16 protein-coding genes and 1 pseudogene are annotated in these 18,732 nt (G+C 32.0%); 6 read left to right on the plus strand and 11 right to left on the minus strand.

The window, feature by feature from the left end; genetic code table 11:
• A complete protein-coding gene (locus M4I21_RS01290) occupies nt 1-558 on the plus strand; it encodes a CPBP family intramembrane glutamic endopeptidase (RefSeq protein WP_249557151.1) in 558 nt (185 codons plus the stop codon).
• A complete protein-coding gene (locus M4I21_RS01295) occupies nt 558-1,322 on the plus strand; it encodes a TIGR02757 family protein (RefSeq protein ID WP_249557152.1) in 765 nt (254 codons plus the stop codon). The genes M4I21_RS01290 and M4I21_RS01295 overlap by 1 nt, the downstream gene beginning before the upstream one ends.
• Before the next feature lie 35 nt (nt 1,323-1,357).
• Here M4I21_RS01295 and M4I21_RS01300 read toward each other — a convergent pair whose 3' ends face one another.
• The 11 genes from M4I21_RS01300 to M4I21_RS01350 all read right to left on the minus strand — a co-directional run bounded on the left by M4I21_RS01300 (nt 1,358) and on the right by M4I21_RS01350 (nt 16,230).
• A complete protein-coding gene (locus tag M4I21_RS01300; RefSeq protein ID WP_249557154.1) occupies nt 1,358-3,985 on the minus strand; it encodes a TonB-dependent receptor in 2,628 nt (875 codons plus the stop codon).
• A gap of 63 nt (nt 3,986-4,048) precedes the next feature.
• Nucleotides 4,049-4,870: a GLPGLI family protein gene (locus M4I21_RS01305; protein WP_249557155.1), complete on the minus strand. Its 822-nt coding sequence runs from the start codon at nt 4,868-4,870 to the stop codon at nt 4,049-4,051.
• A 421-nt stretch (nt 4,871-5,291) separates the two neighbouring features.
• A complete protein-coding gene (locus tag M4I21_RS01310) occupies nt 5,292-6,149 on the minus strand; it encodes a 5-oxoprolinase subunit C family protein (RefSeq protein ID WP_249557157.1) in 858 nt (285 codons plus the stop codon).
• Nucleotides 6,130-6,858, minus strand: a complete 729-nt coding sequence (gene pxpB, locus M4I21_RS01315) for a 5-oxoprolinase subunit PxpB (RefSeq protein WP_249557159.1) — start codon at nt 6,856-6,858, stop codon at nt 6,130-6,132. The genes M4I21_RS01310 and pxpB overlap by 20 nt, the downstream gene beginning before the upstream one ends.
• Before the next feature lie 3 nt (nt 6,859-6,861).
• Entirely contained in the window at nt 6,862-7,602 is a 741-nt protein-coding gene (pxpA, locus tag M4I21_RS01320) for a 5-oxoprolinase subunit PxpA (protein ID WP_249557161.1), read from the minus strand.
• The gene (locus M4I21_RS01325; RefSeq protein ID WP_249557164.1) at nt 7,602-8,834 is read right to left on the minus strand and encodes an Nramp family divalent metal transporter; all 1,233 of its coding nucleotides are present in this window, start codon (nt 8,832-8,834) and stop codon (nt 7,602-7,604) included. Before M4I21_RS01325 ends, pxpA begins: the two co-directional genes overlap by 1 nt.
• 110 nt (nt 8,835-8,944) lie before the next feature.
• Nucleotides 8,945-10,480: a YifB family Mg chelatase-like AAA ATPase gene (locus tag M4I21_RS01330; protein ID WP_249557165.1), complete on the minus strand. Its 1,536-nt coding sequence runs from the start codon at nt 10,478-10,480 to the stop codon at nt 8,945-8,947.
• Nucleotides 10,481-10,584: 104 nt separating this feature from the next.
• Complete coding sequence (locus tag M4I21_RS01335) at nt 10,585-12,978, minus strand: penicillin acylase family protein (RefSeq protein ID WP_249557166.1); 2,394 nt, start codon at nt 12,976-12,978, stop codon at nt 10,585-10,587.
• 85 nt (nt 12,979-13,063) lie between these two features.
• The gene (gene tilS / locus M4I21_RS01340) at nt 13,064-14,371 is read right to left on the minus strand and encodes a tRNA lysidine(34) synthetase TilS (protein ID WP_249557168.1); all 1,308 of its coding nucleotides are present in this window, start codon (nt 14,369-14,371) and stop codon (nt 13,064-13,066) included.
• 19 nt (nt 14,372-14,390) lie between these two features.
• Nucleotides 14,391-15,695 (minus strand): aminodeoxychorismate synthase component I, encoded by a 1,305-nt coding sequence (pabB, locus tag M4I21_RS01345; RefSeq protein ID WP_249557169.1) that lies wholly within the window; start codon nt 15,693-15,695, stop codon nt 14,391-14,393.
• A gap of 4 nt (nt 15,696-15,699) precedes the next feature.
• Complete coding sequence (locus tag M4I21_RS01350) at nt 15,700-16,230, minus strand: NADPH-dependent FMN reductase (RefSeq protein ID WP_249557170.1); 531 nt, start codon at nt 16,228-16,230, stop codon at nt 15,700-15,702.
• Nucleotides 16,231-16,354: 124 nt separating this feature from the next.
• Between M4I21_RS01350 and M4I21_RS01355 the strand changes: the two genes are divergently transcribed.
• The 4 genes and pseudogenes from M4I21_RS01355 (at nt 16,355) to thiD (ending at nt 18,723) form a co-directional block, all read left to right on the plus strand.
• Nucleotides 16,355-17,473: a heparan-alpha-glucosaminide N-acetyltransferase domain-containing protein gene (locus M4I21_RS01355; RefSeq protein ID WP_249557172.1), complete on the plus strand. Its 1,119-nt coding sequence runs from the start codon at nt 16,355-16,357 to the stop codon at nt 17,471-17,473.
• A 38-nt stretch (nt 17,474-17,511) separates the two neighbouring features.
• Nucleotides 17,512-17,568: pseudogene (locus M4I21_RS18525) on the plus strand (hypothetical protein); the annotation flags it as partial.
• A gap of 3 nt (nt 17,569-17,571) precedes the next feature.
• On the plus strand, nt 17,572-17,766 hold the full coding sequence (locus M4I21_RS01360) for a CDGSH iron-sulfur domain-containing protein (protein ID WP_283771747.1): 195 nt from the start codon (nt 17,572-17,574) through the stop codon (nt 17,764-17,766).
• 138 nt (nt 17,767-17,904) lie between these two features.
• Nucleotides 17,905-18,723: a bifunctional hydroxymethylpyrimidine kinase/phosphomethylpyrimidine kinase gene (gene thiD, locus M4I21_RS01365; RefSeq protein WP_249557176.1), complete on the plus strand. Its 819-nt coding sequence runs from the start codon at nt 17,905-17,907 to the stop codon at nt 18,721-18,723.
• Nucleotides 18,724-18,732: the final 9 nt, after the last annotated feature.

Raw genomic sequence — 18,732 nt, forward strand, 5'->3', positions numbered from 1 at the left:
ATGTTAAAAGAAGTTTATCAGTTTTTAAAAGATCCCGAGAATAGTAAAGACGAGAACACCAATTTTACTTACAGAATAACCGTTTTTATAAAATTGCTCTTTTGGGGCTTGGCTATTGGCGTTGGTATTGTAATTTTTAACTCTATATGGGAAGTTACGGGTATTTTAGAGCCCAATAAACACGCTATAAGTAAGGCTTTTGAAGAATATAGTACTCCTGTATTGGGATTACTAATAGTTATAGTAGCTCCTGTGTTTGAAGAACTAATTTTTAGAGGTCCGCTTGGCTTTTTTAAAGACCATAAAACATTTAGAATTATGCTATACATCTCCATTGTACTATTTGGAGCAGTGCATATTACAAATTTTGAAATTACACCAACGGTTTTAGTATTGTCTCCATTTTTAGTAGCTCCGCAGTTGGTTTTAGGAACTTTTGCATCATTTATACGTGTTAAGTTTGGCTTAGGCTGGTCTATGCTGTTACACGCTAGTCATAATTTTATGTTGTTTTTACCAATTTTAGCTCTTAAAATTTTAGATATCCCTATTGAATAATGACAAAAACCGAATTAAAAGAGTTTTTAGATCTAAAGGTTGTACAGTATAACAATCCCGATTTCATCACCTCAGATCCTATACAAATTCCGCATAGTTTTACTAAAAAGGAAGATGTAGAAATTGCTGCTTTTTTAACCGCTACTATTGCTTGGGGCAACCGTAAAAGTATTATTAAGAACGCAAAACGAATGATGGAACTTTTAGACAATTCTCCGCACGACTTTGTTTTAAATCATTCTGATGACGATTTAGGAAATTTTAAAGGTTTTGTTCATCGTACTTTTAATGAAATAGATTTAACCTTTTTTGTACAAAGTTTAAAAAACATTTATACAAATCACGGTGGCTTAGAAGCTGTTTTTAAAACGCATACCAAAGAAAACGACCTACAAACGGGAATTTCTAAATTTAAGACTACTTTTTTTGAAATAGAACATCCAAAACGTACTACAAAACATATCTCTGACCCTTTAAAAGGTTCTGCTGCTAAACGTATTAATATGTTTTTACGTTGGATGGTACGAGACTCTAATACCAATGTAGATTTTGGCATCTGGAAAACTATAGATCCAGCACTCCTCTCTTGCCCATTAGATGTGCACTCTGGTAATGTAGCTCGTAAATTAGGGCTACTAAAACGAAAACAGAATGATGCTAAAGCGTTAGCGGAATTAGATAAAAGTTTACGCAAACTAGATCCTAAAGACCCATCTAAGTACGACTTTGCTTTGTTTGGACTTGGGGTTTTTGAAGGGTTTTAATAATTCTAAGTATATAGTCTACTGAAGAATAAAAATTAAAATGAATACATAAAACTAAGTAAATAACACCTCCCTAATAAATTAGTTTCTTGAGAGTTAATAGAAAACTCATTTACATTTCCCACTATAAATGAAGTGTTATTTAATAAATTAACCCCTTTTAATCCCCATTGCCAGTTTTTATTTTCTGGTTTATACATTACATCAAAATTTAAGAATGAATTGGTTGTGCCCTTATCTGTAAAATTTGGAATAAAGTAGTTATAAGAAATAGTACTAAATAAGGACCTTGATGGTTTAAACAGTAGTTTTAAATTATTTTCTAAAGATTTATTTGCAAATGAACTCTGACTTACGGCTTCATGATAAGTAAACTTAGTTGTATTCTCAAAATTAATTGATGAATTAAAAGCGGTTTTTAAGAAAAGACTATTAAACCAGTAAAGAGCTTTATTGTCTCTTAAGCCTGAATTATTAATGATGTTTTTATAATTATAAATTGAATAGTTTGATGAAATTTTGAAATTGGTTTTTATTGATGGTATTAATTTTGAAAAATTAAAGAACAAACTAGTATTATCTGTGTATTCATTTAGAAAAAAACTTGTTGTTTTTATAGCGTTTTCATTTATATCTGTATTAGAAAAATAATTACCTTTTTGCTTTAAGTAATCTACTCCTAATGATAAGGCTAACTGATTAAAAAGATCATTTTTAGAGTAAAAAAGACTATATTTTTGATTTTTTTGTGTTGTAATATCAGGAATATTATTTTTTACCATACGATTACTAATTAAAACTTGGTTCTCAAATACATTCTGAATTTCCTGTGTGTTTTGATTAAAACCTGTATTCAAATTTAAATACGAATTTCCATTAAACTTATACATCACTGATAATGAAGGCTCAAAAATAATAATACTTTCATCTAAGGGATTTGTAGCACCCTTTAACCCCTGATAAAGTTGTTGAAAAGAGAGTTTAGGTGAAATAGAAAATTTTCCTATTTTCCAATTATATGATCCTTGAGTATATAAGCTATTTTTAATAAAATTGATATCATTTAAACTACCATCAACTGCTAACTGTTGCGTGTTATTTTTGCTAATTAAATTAGAATAAAAAGTTTCTTTATCTAAATTAAACCCTACTAAAACACTGTATTTATTGTTGTTTTTGCTTTTACCTAGCAAAACTGTTTTAAAATCCGTGTTGTATTTTTTAGAAGAATTACTTTGTATATCACTATTAAAATTTTCAGTATTAAAAACAGAAGGATTAATGGTGAAATTTTGATCTAAATTATTAAAAGAGTTTGCTAAGTTAATCTGTAAAGCCTTGTTTTCTGATACCTTGTTGGTATACTTCAAGTTCTGTTTAAACAATGTATTTTGGGTATTAAGTAGTGAATTAAAATCATTCTCTTGGTTAGATATAGTTCTATATTCTGTATCTATCGTTTCATCCCTAAAACTAAAATTATACTCCAACAATGAAGTTTTAGATGTGTTGTACTTTAATTCTAAATCTCCTCTGTACTGTAAAGGTTTTTTGTTTATATAATTATCATCAAAAATTGCAAACTGCTCATCACCAGTAATTATAGTACTTTCTGAAAACTGGTTACTGTTAATTTTATCTGACAAATAATATAAATTTACTTTTGCTTTTAATTTATTAGTTACTGTATAAATACTATTAAAATTAGTAAACAACTGACTATTTTGATTTGATAAGTTGTTATTAGTAACCTGATTAATATTATATTCTGGAATTATATTTTGAGTGTAGTAATTTTTATCTTTTAATTGTTCTTGTGTAATTTGATAACCAGAATAATTAAAAGGAGACGAATTCTCACCAATAGAATTGTAAGCGCCTACAGCAAAAGATTTATGTATTTTATTTATTGCCAATAAATTTGTTGCTATTTCTAATGGACTCCTTTTAGAAGTAGTAAAACCACCCAGTCCAATATCTATACCACCAGAAATGTCACTCCTGTCTTTTTTTAGCTTTAAATTTAAAGCAACTTTTTGGCTATTTTCAATCCCTTTTAAAAGTTTGTTTTCAGAGTAGTTTTCTATAGCTTCTATTTCTTCAATTAAGTCTATATTTATATTTTTAGTACCAATAGTATAATTATAATCAAACAAGTTATCCCCTTCAATTGTAACTGATTCTATAGCTTTACCCCTGTAACTAATATTACCCGTACCACTATCAACTTCTATACCCGGAAGTTTCTTTAGTAAGTCTTCTACTTTTCTTTCTGTACCATCTGCATAAGAATCTACATTATAGGTAACAGTATCTTCCTTTATTGTAAATGCTTTCTTTTTTTCAACTACAACTTCATCTAAATATTCAATTTTTTCTTTAAACAATACAAACTTAAAAGTTAATGTATCTAATGGTTTAAATCCTTTTATCTCTTCTGTATAAGCTGTATACCCCGTAGCTTTAACAGTTAAAAACAAACTATTAGTAGAGTAACTTTTTTTAAGTTGATATGCAAACGCTCCTTTAGTAACAAGTATAAACTCTTTAATTGCACTAGCATTAGGTTCTTTTAATAGTATTTGTGCGTTTATAGGTGTATTACCACTAGTAGTAACGGTACCTTTTATTACTTGTGAATAGCTTAATGCTATACTACTCAATAAAAGAAATGGTATTAGTAAAATTTTAGAACAAAGGAAATTTTTCAAAAGTTATGTGTGCTATTAATTTTTAGAAAATTTCTTATGGTATTTATCTAATGCATCATTATACTCTTTGTCATCTGCATCTATATATAATTCAATACCACCTCTAGAAGATACTACACCTCCACTATTTTCAGCTGGTGCGTAACTTAAAAGTTCTATTGCTTTTTTCTTGTACAAGTCTTTAAACTCCTGCCAAGTTAGTGCATCTTTTGTATCAAAAGGATTTTCTAAATTAGCTAACTTTACCTTAGTGTTTTTAATGCTTACAGGTTTAAAAGAGATAAAGTTATCTACAGATTTCAGCTCTAAAATCATACCTGGTAAGCCATCATATTTATAAGGACCGCCTACTGGAAGATCTGGCGTAAACCAAGCCTCATATTTTCTACCTCTAAAATCCATTGTTGCTAATTGGCATTTAAAACCTAAAATTTCATTAGTATTATTTTGTATGCTCCAACTAAAAATATTTAGACTATCCTTAACAACAAAATACTTGTAAGCAACTTCATGTTTAGAGTAAAAGGTGCCATTGTTGTAGTCCTTAAATAAGGTAGTTATATTTTTACCAGTTGGCGTAAAAGTTAACCTAGAATCGTCATCTTCATCTTTAGTAAAAGCTTCTGTAGTTTTCGGCTTACCTTTTTTTGTATATATAGATTTATTTAGCTCTACAAAATTATTTAACTCATAAACAGCTATAAATGGTCTACGACCTTCTTCTATAGTTAAAGTTTTTTCATATTGTATTTGATAGATGTTTACAGAATCTTTCTGTGCGAATGCACTATAAAAAATTAATAATGTTGTTATTATGATAAATGTATTTCTTGACATATTCAGCAAACCAATTTTTAATTCGTCGGAAAATACTGATTTTGTAAGAAAAAAAGTAGCTTAAATGAAAGATTTATACTTAATTTAAGAAAAAAAACTAATAGTATCTAAAAATTGACTTAAAAGTATGGTGTATATAGAATTGTTAATATAGAATGTTTATACTGATACAGTAGCCTACAAACTAGATCTTAAAGACCCATCTAAGTACGACTTTGCTTTGTTTGGACTTGGGGTTTTTGAAGGGTTTTAGAAGGGTTTTAGATTAGATTTTTAGTTTTTTTCTATTATTTATTCTCTATTATCTCTTATCTATTTTCTATTCTCTCTCTTCTCTCTTCTCTATTCTCTATTCTCTATTCTCTCTTCTCTCTTCTCTCTTCTCTCTTCTCTATTCTCTATTCCCTATTCCCTATTTTCTCTATATCAAACTAAAAGCAAGTTCATCTCCCGTAAATTTTTGAGCTAGTGTATTTATGGCCGCACCTGTAAGCTGTAACACTCTTGGGTAACCACCTGTTGTTTGGCAATCTTTCATTAAAATTATAAGTTGACCAGACGGAGTTAATTGCACCGTTCCTGGTAGCACTACTGATGTTATTATTGATTTTAACCTATTTTCTACCAACTCTGACAGTTGATACGCCATTCTACTATTGTTTTTAGACACCGTAAACACCGTATTGAATAGTTTTTTCTGTTGATGAGCATCTAACTTAGTAAACTCAGGACCCTTATGTACTGTAATAATTTTTTCTTCTAAATAAGTGTTATCTACAGCTAAACTAGCGTAAGACTGGTTTTCTAGAATTTCAACATTATCAATAGGTAAAACACCATCTTTTTGCAGAACGTGATGTTTGGTTACGTTATTAAACATACTTCTGCTATTCATAACAGAATCAGTTAAAAATCCACCTAAAACAGCAATATAACCTCTAAAACCACTCTTTTTTGTTCCAAAAGAGAGAATATCACCCTTTTTTATAACAATTACACTATCGTTCTTTATAGGTATGCTATTTACTATTGGCAGAAAATCTCCACCTGTAATACATATTCTGGTGTTAGATAAAAACTGAAGTTTTGGACCTGTCATTGTAAACTCTAAAACGGCTGAATTTGTAGTATTCCCCAACAAAGAGTTAGCTAGCACGGCAGCTCTTTCATCCATAACACCAGCATAAGGCACTCCGTATTTCTGGTAGCCAAACCTGCCTAAATCTTGCACAGAAGTATAAAAACCTGTTTGCAACACCTTAACCATTGTAATCCTCACTTTCTATTTGAAAAACACCGGCATTAACCAAGGTTTTAATATCATTATATTTCTTTTTTGGAACCGAATAAAACTGAATAGCATCTCCTGCTTTAGCAAAACAAGGAACATCTTTAGTTACATCAAAAAAAGTAAGTGGCGAATTCCCAATTATATTCCAGCCTCCAGGGCTCTCTACAGGGTAAACCCCGGTTTGGTTACCGCCAATTGCAACTGACCCTTTTTCAACTTTTAAACGAGGTGTTGCCTTTCTGGGCATTGTTATCTCTTCTGGCAATCCGCCCAAATACAAGAACCCTGGTAAAAAACCAATAAAGTATACGGTGTAAACTGTTTTTGTATGTACTTCTATAATTTCATTTACGGTCCTGTTCTTTTCTGCAGCAATCTCTTTTAGATCTATTCCAAATTCATCTTCATAACAAACGGGAATTTTCCAAAGTGTATTATTACTGTGTATTTTTTTGCTTTTCTGAAGGTATATTTGTTTTAAATTTTCAATCTCCTTTGATAAATTCACTTTAAAGTCATCAAAAACTATTAAAAGAGAATTATACGCTGTTGTTACCTGAATTCCTGATATGTAAGTAGCTTCAATTTTAGAAATAAACGCCAATACATCACGCAAAACATCTTTTGCAATAACTGGCTCCCACTCTATTAAAATAGAGGTGTCACCAAATATTTTATAATTTAAATTAGCGGTCATAAGCTATGCAACATCAATATTTAAATCTTCAAATTTATCTTTTAACTGCTTAATAATTTCTACGGCATTAGGGTTATCACCGTGTATACAAAAAGTATCTGCCTTTATTTTTTTTATAGACCCTTGTACGGTTATTACTGCTTGATTGGCATACATACCGTAAACGTGATTAAATAATAAATCAAAATCTTGCAGAATTGCATTTTTTTGTGACCTAGAAACTAAGGTTAAATCGTCATTGTAATTACGATCTGCAAAAGCCTCATACCTAATCTTTACATTTTCTTTTATTGCTATTTTTTCAACTATAGAATTATAAGGAACATATAATTTTACAGGTAAATTAATGCTTTTTACAGCTGCTACAACCACTTTGGCAATATTCTCGTCTACCGCAGCCAAATTATACAAAGCGCCGTGTGGTTTTATATGATGTAATGTGGTTTTCTCCTCTACAATTATGGTTAGTAGGTTTAGCAATTGTTTCTGTATAGAGTTTAATAACTCCTCATTACTAATAGCCATTGCTACTCTTCCAAAATTTTCTTTATCTGGAAAAGAAGGATGAGCACCTATTTTTACACGGTTTATTTTTGCTAAACGCACAATATGCTTCATTAAATCCATAGTGCCAGCGTGACCACCACAAGCAATATTACAGGAAGAAATAAAGGGCATTAATTGCGACTCATTACCAATACCCTCACCAACATCTACATTAATATCTATTGTTTTTACCGTCATTAAAATAAGTTTAAAGAGAACACTTTATTTAAGGTTGCTATAGATAGTAAAATACTAATAGCTAGAATAATAAAGCCTAATATATTTTGAGTTATGCTATTTTTATATGCTCCTAAAACCGACTTTTTATTCATTATCCATAATAAAAAAGCAGCGATAATTGGCAGTAAAATTCCGTTTGCTATCTGAGCAAATTTTATAATTTCAATAGGTTTAATTCCGAGTGAAGAAAATAAAACACCTAAAAACAAAATAAACATCCAAACGGCTCTAAATTTTGAAGATTTCAAATTTGTAGACCAACCCAAACAACCACAGGTAACATAGGCAGCAGCTAACGGAGCTGTAATTGCACTAGTTATACCAGCAGCAAACAAACCAATTGCTAAAAAATACTTGGCAAAACTACCAAATAAAGGCTCTAATCCTTTGGCTAAATCTGCAGCCGAATTAATTTCACTACCTTGAATTGCAGCAGCAGATATTATAACACACATAGACACAACACCTCCTAAAATAACAGCCACAATGGTATCTTTTCTGGCATATTGTAAATCAGAAACCGATTTCCATTTTTCGCTTACTAATGAAGCGTGCAAAAATAAATTATAAGGTACAACAGTTGTTCCTATTAAAGCAATAACAGTTAATATTCCGTCTTTAGGTAAATTTGGTTTAAATATGCCGCTAAAGATTAATGAAATGTCTGGTTTAGTTATTATTGCAGTAATTAAAAAAGCCAAACTCATTGCTATTACTAGTGAAATCAATGCTTTTTCTAAAACCTTATAATTACCTATATAAAGTAATACAAATGCAATTATACCAATTAAAATGCTTAAATAGTTAAAAGAAAAACGACCTATATGTATATAAGAATCTCCCAATATTGCCTCTAAACCTAGAATACCACCACTTATATTACCTGCCTCGTAAACTGCATTACCAATAACAATAGCCGAAAGTATAAGTACTATTGTAAACCATTTTGCAATAGGATTTTTAATCTCTGTTCTAATAATCTCGCTTAACCCTTTTTGAGATACAATACCTACTCTAGCAGACATCTCTTGAAGAACAATTGTTGCAACTATAGAAAGAGCCATAGCCCATAACAAGGCAAATCCAAAATGCACTCCCGCTAAGGTACACACCGTTATAGTTCCTGGACCAATAAAGGCAGCTGCTATTAACGGACCTGGACCAATATTTTTAAACCATTTTTTTATCATTATTTGGGTTGGTTGGTTAGTCCTGTAAGATAAAAACTTATATCTTCATTACTGTAAAAAAGTAACAAATATTAAAAATAATATAGTATTATGTTTTAGAACAATACAAACTACCCCAGCCAACCTTCTCTGTCCAAACTTCGATATTGTATAGCCTCAGAAATATGATCTCCCAAAATAGCCTCCGACGCTGCTAAATCTGCAATAGTTCTAGATACTTTTAAAATTCTATCATAAGCTCTGGCAGATAAATTTAAGCGCTCCATTGCGGTTTTAAGCAATTCTTTAGAAGGCGCATCTAAAGCACAATACTCACGTATTTGTTTGGTATTCATTTGTGCATTATAGTGTATGGTTTCTAAGGCTTCAAAACGCTGTGTTTGCAATTCTCTTGCTGCTGTTACGCGCTTGCGAATGGTAACACTGCTTTCTCCTTTTCGTTCTTCAGAAAGTTTATCAAAAGGAACCGGAGTTACTTCTATATGTATATCTATTCGATCTAATAAAGGTCCCGATATTTTACTTAAATACCGTTGCATTTCTGCTGGCGAAGAAGACACTGGTGCATCTGGATCATTAAAGTAACCTCCCGGACTAGGATTCATACTTGCAACCAACATAAAACTACTTGGGTATGTTACCGTAAAGCGTGCTCTAGCAATGGTTACTTCTCTATCTTCTATAGGCTGACGCATCACTTCTAGAACTTTACGCTCAAACTCAGGCAGCTCATCTAAGAAAAGAACTCCATTATGAGATAACGATATTTCTCCTGGTTGTGGGTAACTTCCGCCGCCTACTAAGGCTGCAGAACTAATCGTATGGTGTGGATTTCTAAACGGACGCTGATTCATTAATCCTGCGTTTTTAATTTTACCAACCACACTATGTATTTTTGTGGTCTCTAGGGCTTCATGCAAAGTCATTGGAGGTAAAATTGAAGGCAAACGTTTGGCAAGCATTGTTTTTCCTGAGCCTGGAGGACCAATTAAAATAATATTATGTCCGCCTGCTGCTGCAATTTCCATACTCCGCTTAATGCTTTCCTGTCCTTTTACATCATTAAAATCGAACTCCGGAAAATCTAAGCTTTTATAGAACTCTTCTCTGGTATCTACTATGGTTTGCTCCAAAGGCACATCTTTATCAAAAAAATCTATAACCTCCGTAATATTTTCTACACCATATACTTTTAAACCTGTAACAATGGCTGCTTCTTTTACATTTTGTTTCGGTAGAATAAAGCCTTCAAAACCTTCTTCTTTTGCTTTTATGGCTATAGGTAACGCACCAGTAATAGGCTGTAAACTTCCGTCTAGAGAAATTTCGCCCATAATAATATACTTTCCTATAGCATCGGATTTAATCTGACTAGAAGCACTTAAAATACCTAACGCAAGGGTTAAATCGTATGCAGAGCCTTCTTTGCGTAAATCGGCAGGAGCCATATTAATAGTTATTTTCTTTCCTGGGATTTTATAGCCATTGTTCTGCAAAGCTGCAGCAATTCTGTAGTTACTTTCTTTAATGGCATTATCTGGCAAACCTACTAAATGGTAGCCAATACCCTTACTAATATTTACTTCTACTGTAATAGTTGTAGCCTCTACTCCAAATACAGCACTACCAAAAACTTTTGTAAGCATTCATTTTTAATTTTCTTAAAAGTAAGAAAATTATTCTAAAAATTAACAAGTGTTAATCAGAAAACAGCTATGTAATAATTAACTCTTACTTCGAAAAATAAAATTTACTTCTCTTTTGGTTTAAAGACCAATAAAGATTTTTTAGTAGATATAATCTCTTCTTTATTCATCATCATTTTACGAAACTCGCCATTGTTATACATTTTAGCTTGGTCGTTGTAATGAGAACTAAACGGGTTACCAGATTGGCCCGTAGGCAATATACTTATACTATTTTCTATATCAGAAAAATCTATAACCCTACGTGTAGATGGCCCTGATGTTACTTTATACTCACCGGTTTCATCATACGTAAAACCCATATTGTTTATTACTTCTTTTGTCCCATTTATAGGAAAAGGACCCACGTTAAAGTATTTACGTAGTGCTTCTACTTTACCAATAGGATGCTCGTGCTCTAGGGTGTGTATTTTACCCCAAGTCCAAGTAGAGGTATCTTTACCAAACTGCTTTTCCAAGGATGCAACTGCTTGCTCAAAAGAGATTTGAAAAATATCTTTCGAGGTTTCTATTTTTTCAGTTTCTACATTATCCCACCAAATAGAAGTAGTATTATTCACTAAAGGCGCAATTAATCTCTTATGAAAATGAGTTGATAATAGTTGTGTAAAAAGCACATCACCCAACTCATCTTTAAACGTGTTTTTAAGCATATAAAACACCCAACGTTGGTACACACTAGATTCTACACTGTTTACCGTAGCTTCACCCTCCCATTTACTTAAATCGTCTAACAGTTTAATATAGCTTTTATCTAAATTGGTAATGTCTAAATCTTTAGCCATACTTGTAGCTAAATATGGGTCTACCGAAGAAGTTACATCTGTTATCATTTTAGAAACCGCTTCTTTATCCCAATCGCTTTTAGGCTTTAACAACTCATCAATTCGTTTTGCTCTATTTTCAGGTAAGTAATATCCAGGAAAAAATCGACCATTAATGGTATCTGGTTGGTTGTTTGCAGAATAGACATAGTTCCAAGGCGGATTTTCTGCGTGTGGATTTTCAGAAAAATCTAAAAACCCACCACGTTCTTGCTTGCCACTAGCTCCGTTTAAAATAAGTTTTGTATTGGTGCTATCGGGCATCGTATATAATTTTGCAGTTGCCCACCAAGCTACATTACCTTCTGCATCGCCATACATAATATTTAATCCTGGAGCGTGTATGTCTTCTAAATGACGCTTAAAAGTGTTCATGGTCTCGGAATGAGACATCCCATACAAAGCACTTAATAATTTGTTTTCTACTTTTGTATAAATCCACGAGATAGTAACTGGCTTTTCTCCTGTAACACTAGCTGCAACATCGTTTACAACTGCTCCGTGTCTTGTAGATTTTATCGTAAACTTAATATCATCTTCTCCTTTTACCTTAATTATTTTTTCTTTGTACGTGTATTTCTCCCAACCATTTTCGGTTTTATACAATGTAGAATCTTGTGGATTTGTTTCTTCAAAATAAAAATCTACATCGTCATTCTCAAACATAGTTAAACCGTATGCCAATTGGCGACTGTGGGCCAACAGCGGAAAAGGAACACCTGCCAAATGATATCCGTATTTTTTATATGTAGGCGTACTAATATGAGCCTCGTACCATACAGATGGTTGCGAAAAGCCTATATGCGGATCGTTTGCAAGAATAACATTCCCATTTTTTGTTTTCTCGGGCGATAAAACCCAGCTATTACTCCCCTCAAACATTGGTAAGGGTAAATCTTTTAAGGCTGAAGTTAATTTTGAAGACAATTCTAGTTGAAGCGTATCTTTTAAAGGATCGTAATTTTTGATATAGGTTGATGTAGGAATGGTTTCTATAGATAAATCTTGTAAATACGCTACTCCTAACTTCTCTTGTATTGTAGTTAAAAAAGGATCTGTTTTGTGCGCCATAGCAAAGCTAAAACCAATGTAACCAATGGTATTATACACGTCTTTAAGCTCAAAAGCTCTTTTTTTAACTCCCGTTAAATAAAACTCTACTGGAGTTGGACCTTCTTCTATAAACTGATTAATACCATCTAAATAAGCCTGTGTAAGCTGAACATAATCGCTATTAGGATCTAAATTAGCTACTGTTTCTTTAGAATAATCATCTATACCTAAAGCTAAAAACAGTTTATCCGTTTCTACTAAATCTTCTCCAAAAATTTCTGATAATTGACCCGCACTAATACGTCTAAGCAGCTCCATTTGCCACAACCTATCTTGAGCATGAACATACCCTAATGCACGTGTAGCATCTTTTTCACTAACACCATATATATGAGGAATTCCGTAAGAATCGTAGTAAACATCTACGTTTTCTGATAAGTTTTTGAGGTTTGCTTCCCCTTCATAAACAGGAGTTAAAGAGTAAAGAAAAATACAAAGTCCTAACACTAACAATCCTACTATTGGAATTGTTATTTTTAGTATCTTTTTTAATCTGCGCATAACCTTAGCTTGTTTGCCTAAAGGTAGAATTAAATTTTATAAATAGAAATCTATTTTTTAATGTAACGAACAAAAAAGACAGTAACTAACCTAATAAACTGATTTTTAAAATACTAGAAACACCATCTTTTACACTAAATCTGTTGTCTGCTCTTTTACCAACAACCCAAACAATTTTAGTTCCAGAACACAAAAGCCATTGCTCTTCTTTAGCAACAACACTTAATTTTATATCCTTATAATATTTACTTAGTTTCTTTTTTCCTTGTTGTCCAAACGGATAAAAAACGTCTCCTTGCTCCCATTTACGTAACACTAACGGAAATTCTAACTTTGTTTTGTCTACATAAATAGTAGCATCATTTACTACATCTAAAGTAGATGCCTTTTCTAATTTTAAAAAAATTGGGTGATCTACGGCTGTTTGTTCTTTGTTTATTAAATAGATATCAGAACTACGTTCTTTTAGCTCTTGTAACAGCAATACATCTCTATCTTTAACCAATCGGTGAGTTTTAGATAAAACCTGCTTACCGCTCATTGTAGTTAGCAAATTAACAACATCTTGCCATTCGGTAAAACCAAACTCATTAAACAGCGCGTACATATACGTTTTAGCCGGCTTGTATTGTAACAATTCTAAGATCGAAATCTCTGTTACATTCCCTTTCTGCACAAACAATTGCTCTTTAATTTGTTTTATATGATTGCTAGCAAGCGCTGCTGTTTCTTGTAAATTAGACTGAGTATTCTCAAAATTTTGTAAAAAAGTAGGATGCAACTCTTTTAATACCGGAACAATTTTATGTCGTATTTTATTTCTTAAATACTTTGTTTCTTTATTGGTTTGGTCTTCTCTCCAAACTATAGTATTCGCCTCTGCATACGCTACAATTTGTTCTCTTGTAAAAGGTAATAAAGGACGTGTTGAAAGTTCTGTTTTTGAGGGTATACCAACCAAGCCATCTACACCTGTACCTCTAGAAAGATTAATTAAAAAAGTTTCTAAATTATCGTCTGCTTGGTGACCTGTAACTACAGTTTTTAAATTGTTTTTTTTTAGTAATTTAGCAAACCACGTGTATCTTAATTCTCTAGCTGCTATTTGAATAGACACTTTATTATCTGCAACATAACCATTTGTATTAAAATTAGTTACATAAATTTCTTTTTTGAGTTTACTTGCTAATTGTCTTACAAAATCCTCATCACCATCACTAGCAGCATCACGTAGTTTAAAATTACAATGTGCTATAGAAAAATCTAAATTACAAAGCGCACATAAATGCGTTAAAACAACACTGTCTACGCCACCACTTACTGCTACTAAAAAAGGATATTTTAGCAGTAACGGAAAGTTTGTTTTTATATGATTTTTAAATTCTTCTAACACAATACAAATGTATATAAAGTTAAGACACTTTACCTTCTAAAACCTGCCTCATTGCTTTTGCCTTTAGCAAACACTCCTCATACTCCTTTTCGGGACTAGCTTTTGCAGTAATAGCGCCACCCACAGAGAATGAAACATATTTTTCTGAAGCATTGTACAAGATACTACGGATAACCACATTAAAATCGAAATCTTGATCTGGTGTAATGTACCCAACGGTACCGCTATAAAGTCCGCGTTTTGTAGCTTCTAATTCTTCTATAATTTGCATAGCAGAAACCTTAGGTGCACCCGTCATACTACCCATCGGGAAGGTTTCTCTTATAATATCTACAGGATTTTTATCTTCTTTTACTATTGAAGTAATAGTTGAAATCATTTGATGTACTTGACTAAAAGTATATACTTTACACAATTCCGATACTTGCACACTCCCCTTCTCCGCACTTTTAGAGAGGTCGTTGCGCACCAAGTCTACAATCATTATATTTTCTGCACGTTCTTTCTCGTCTTCAGCTAAAGTAATACGTAATTTTTCATCTTCAATTTTATCTAAAGATCGCTTTGCAGTTCCTTTTATAGGCTGAGAAATTAGCGTTGTACCTTCTTTTTTTATGTATCGTTCTGGAGAAGCAGAAGCCAAATATTTATCGTTTAACTTAAGAAAAACAGAAAATGGAGCCTCAGATATTTTATTAAGCTCTCTATACGTCTCTAAAGGATTTATCTCCGTATTCTCTGCATAGAATTCCTGACAAAAATTTGCCTCGTATATATCTCCTCTATGTATTTTTTGAAGCATTTTATGAACCCTACTAAAATAATCATCCTTAAAGATTCTCATTTTAATATGTATATCTTTTTCTGATGTTGCTTCAGCTTTTTCTTCCTTAAAAGCTGTAATCTCTTTAAAATCTAGCTCAATTTCATCATCAACCATATTTAAATACAAGAAATGAACTGTATTTCCCTGTAGTTGAATAATTTTCTTAGGTTGAAAAAAGTACAATTCTGGAAAGCGAAGTCCATCAAAATTAGCCGATTTTAATCGTTCTACATTATTCTTTAAATCGTACGTTAAATAACCAAAAATCCAATCTTTAGTCTCTGTTTGATACGTTTTTAGATCATCAAAAGCATTAAAACTATCGGTAGACAAAGCCGTAAGTGCATCTGTTGCCAACATACCGTCATAAGAACTGTACCGGTCTTTGTGCCCATTACTGTCTAACCAAACTACTTCATGAAATTGCTGGCTCCATTGTAATAATTGTGTTTTAAACACCGAAACATTACCAACGGTAAAAGAAAGAGATTTTCGCAATGTTTTAGATTTTTGCTAAAAATTGATCAATTGCATTTTTGTAGCTTTTATTAAGATCGGGATCTACAATACCTTCGTCCTTTAAATTATCATAAAAAGATGGTAAGGAGAACGTAGCTACAATTTCTGCTCCAAAACGAGGCAACATACCACTAGCCTGCTCTTTTGCGCTCATAGCTGCTCTTTTGCCCGGAGAAGTAGATAGTAATAGTACTTTTTTGTTTTCTAAAAAATTACGATCGTATCTAGACAACCAGTCCAAAAGATTTTTAAAAAATGAAGATAAACCACTATTGTGCTCATTTACAGATAAAACAAGTGCATCTGCATTGCTTATCGCTTCTTTTATATCTTTTAATTCGGTTGAAAAGCCATTGTTCTTTTCTAAATCTTCACTATACAAAGGAAGCTTAACCTCTGCCATATCTAATAAAGTCACTGTATGGTCGTTTAAAAGGCTAGCTGTAAAATTTACGAATTTATAGTTAATAGAAGAGCTAGAATTGCTTCCTGCAAAGGCTAAAATTTTACTCATTTTATATAGTTTTTAACGAAAATACCGTAAATAAGGATCAATTGCGAGCATTTTAGCTAATTTTGCAAACGAAAAAACCAAAACCACTTGTAAAACAAGCAAATAGCTTTTTTATAAAAACCGAATGAAAGAGAATAAGTACAGATTATACTTTATAGACGCTATGCGTGCTTGGGCAATTTTAATGATGTTACAAGGACATTTTATAGACGGACTTTTAGATTTTGAATACAGAGACAGGGCAATTCCAGCTTACGCAATATGGAGTTATTTTAGAGGAATGACGGCTCCTGTTTTCTTTACTGTATCTGGTTTTATTTTTACATATTTATTAATTAGAGGCGATAAAAAAGGACTTAAAAATCCGCGTGTAAAAAAAGGAATTAAGAGAGGCCTACAGTTGCTACTTATTGGCTATTTACTTAGAATGAACCTTTTTAGCATACTATTTGGTGAAGTTTTTGATTCTTTTTTCTACGTAGATGTTCTGCATTGTATTGGGTTTTCAATTTTAGGTTTAATTGGATTGTATTTACTTACAAGTACAACTAAACCGGTTGTATTTTCATCAATCTTAGTAACCATAACTATAATCTTATTTATTTTTGAACCGACTTATGAAAAGCTAACGCACGATTATATACCTGCTGCTCTAGCGAATTACCTAACCAAGGCAAATGGCTCTGTTTTTACAATAATACCTTGGTTTGGTTACGCAACTTTTGGTGCGTTTATGGCTATCTTATTTACCAAATACAAAGCGTACAAAAAACTATATACTACTGCAATCCTGATATGCAGTGTAGTTGGATTGTTTTTAATTTTTGGATCGTCTCCTTTATTTGCTTTAATATGCGATGTTACAGGAAGCAACTTTCTAGAGCCCGTTTACACCAATAACTATTTATTTATAAGATTGGGAGATGTTCTTCTTATATTTTCAATCTTTATGATATTGCGGTCTTACATAAACAATAAAGTAATTTTAAAAATTGGCCAAAACACACTTGCTATTTACGTAATACACTTTATTATTCTTTATGGTAGCTTTACTGGCTTAGGGTTTTATCATTTCTTTAAATATTCTTTAAGTCCTATTCAAGTTATAATTGGTGCTATTTTATTTATGGTAGCGTCTACTTATTTAGCCTTATTGTATGATAAACACGAACTTAAAATTAAATCTAAAATAGAAAAGTTTAAATCTGCTACTTTAAAGCTATTTAGACTAGCTAAAAATTAAGTCTTACTATTTTTTGATCTGTTCTTTTAGGCTATGTTTACAGCCAAATAACTATAAAAATGAGCGACGACAAACAATATACTCCAATTAAAGTAGAATTGGAAAAAGATAAAAACTACGGATGGTGTACGTGTAGCCACAGTAAAAATCAGCCATTTTGTGACGGTTCTCATAAAGCACACAATGCAACTCCTTCTTTACGTTTTTCTGTAGAAGAAGCTAAAGTTTACAACATGTGTACTTGTAAATTAACGAGTAATCCTCCTTTTTGCGACGGGTCTCACAAAAAATAAGCACATAGCAATACTAAAAAAGCCCTTACGAACAATTCGTAAGGGCTTTTTTTGTGTTTTACACGTATGTTAATTAAGAATAATGTAGTGCCAAAAACTACAAATTATATAGATTTGCATGCTGACATTAAAACACGAATGAAAAACACAAAAACCATATACAAAACTGTATTAACTATTGCTGGGAGCGACTCTGGTGGCTGTGCCGGCATACAAGCAGACATTAAAAGCATAAGTGCTAATGGGGCGTTTGCAACAACAGCAATTACTGCCATTACATCACAAAACACAGTAGGTGTTAATTCCATTTATCCAATTCCTTCTTCAGAAATTAAAAACCAAATAGTAGCGGTATTAAGCGATATAAATATTGGTGCTATAAAAATCGGAATGTTACAATCTGCAGAGATTATAGAGGCCGTATTAGAAACCTTAGAAGCATATAAAGATTTACCCATCGTTTTAGACCCAGTAATGGTAGCATCTTCTGGACACAATTTACTGGATAATTCTGCATTAGAAGCCTTAAAACTGCTTTTACCAATGGCTACTTTAATAACACCTAACCTACCAGAAGCACAGGTTTTACTTAATATTGATGTAATTTCTCCTGAAAATATGCCAGAAATTGCTGAGGAAATAGGAAAAACATACAAAACATCTGTTTTATTAAAAGGCGGACATATAGAAAATAGTAAAACGCTAGTAGATGTTTTATACAACTACCAAACAAACACTTTACATAATTTTAGTAAAACGCAAGTAAATACAAAAAACACACACGGTACAGGGTGTACATTATCTTCTGCAATTGCTACACATTTAGCATTAGGAAACAAACTTAAAGATGCTGTACAAAAAGGAATAACCTATACACACCAAGCTATTGTAGCAGGAAAAAGAAAAGAATTAGGTAAAGGAAATGGTCCTGTAGATCATTTTTACAAATTATATTAAACAAAAAAG

Source organism: Cellulophaga sp. 20_2_10, from assembly GCF_023476645.1.
GTDB lineage: Bacteria > Bacteroidota > Bacteroidia > Flavobacteriales > Flavobacteriaceae > Cellulophaga.

Coding starts and splice junctions, on each gene's coding strand:
- thiD (WP_249557176.1), top strand. CDS start 17,905: ATGAAAAACACAAAAACCATATACAAAACTGTATTAACTATTGCTGGG.
- M4I21_RS01335 (WP_249557166.1), bottom strand. CDS start 12,978: ATGCGCAGATTAAAAAAGATACTAAAAATAACAATTCCAATAGTAGGA.
- M4I21_RS01350 (WP_249557170.1), bottom strand. CDS start 16,230: ATGAGTAAAATTTTAGCCTTTGCAGGAAGCAATTCTAGCTCTTCTATT.
- M4I21_RS01295 (WP_249557152.1), top strand. CDS start 558: ATGACAAAAACCGAATTAAAAGAGTTTTTAGATCTAAAGGTTGTACAG.
- pxpB (WP_249557159.1), bottom strand. CDS start 6,858: ATGACCGCTAATTTAAATTATAAAATATTTGGTGACACCTCTATTTTA.
- M4I21_RS01330 (WP_249557165.1), bottom strand. CDS start 10,480: ATGCTTACAAAAGTTTTTGGTAGTGCTGTATTTGGAGTAGAGGCTACA.
- M4I21_RS01290 (WP_249557151.1), top strand. CDS start 1: ATGTTAAAAGAAGTTTATCAGTTTTTAAAAGATCCCGAGAATAGTAAA.
- M4I21_RS01355 (WP_249557172.1), top strand. CDS start 16,355: ATGAAAGAGAATAAGTACAGATTATACTTTATAGACGCTATGCGTGCT.
- M4I21_RS01305 (WP_249557155.1), bottom strand. CDS start 4,870: ATGTCAAGAAATACATTTATCATAATAACAACATTATTAATTTTTTAT.
- M4I21_RS01325 (WP_249557164.1), bottom strand. CDS start 8,834: ATGATAAAAAAATGGTTTAAAAATATTGGTCCAGGTCCGTTAATAGCA.
- pxpA (WP_249557161.1), bottom strand. CDS start 7,602: ATGACGGTAAAAACAATAGATATTAATGTAGATGTTGGTGAGGGTATT.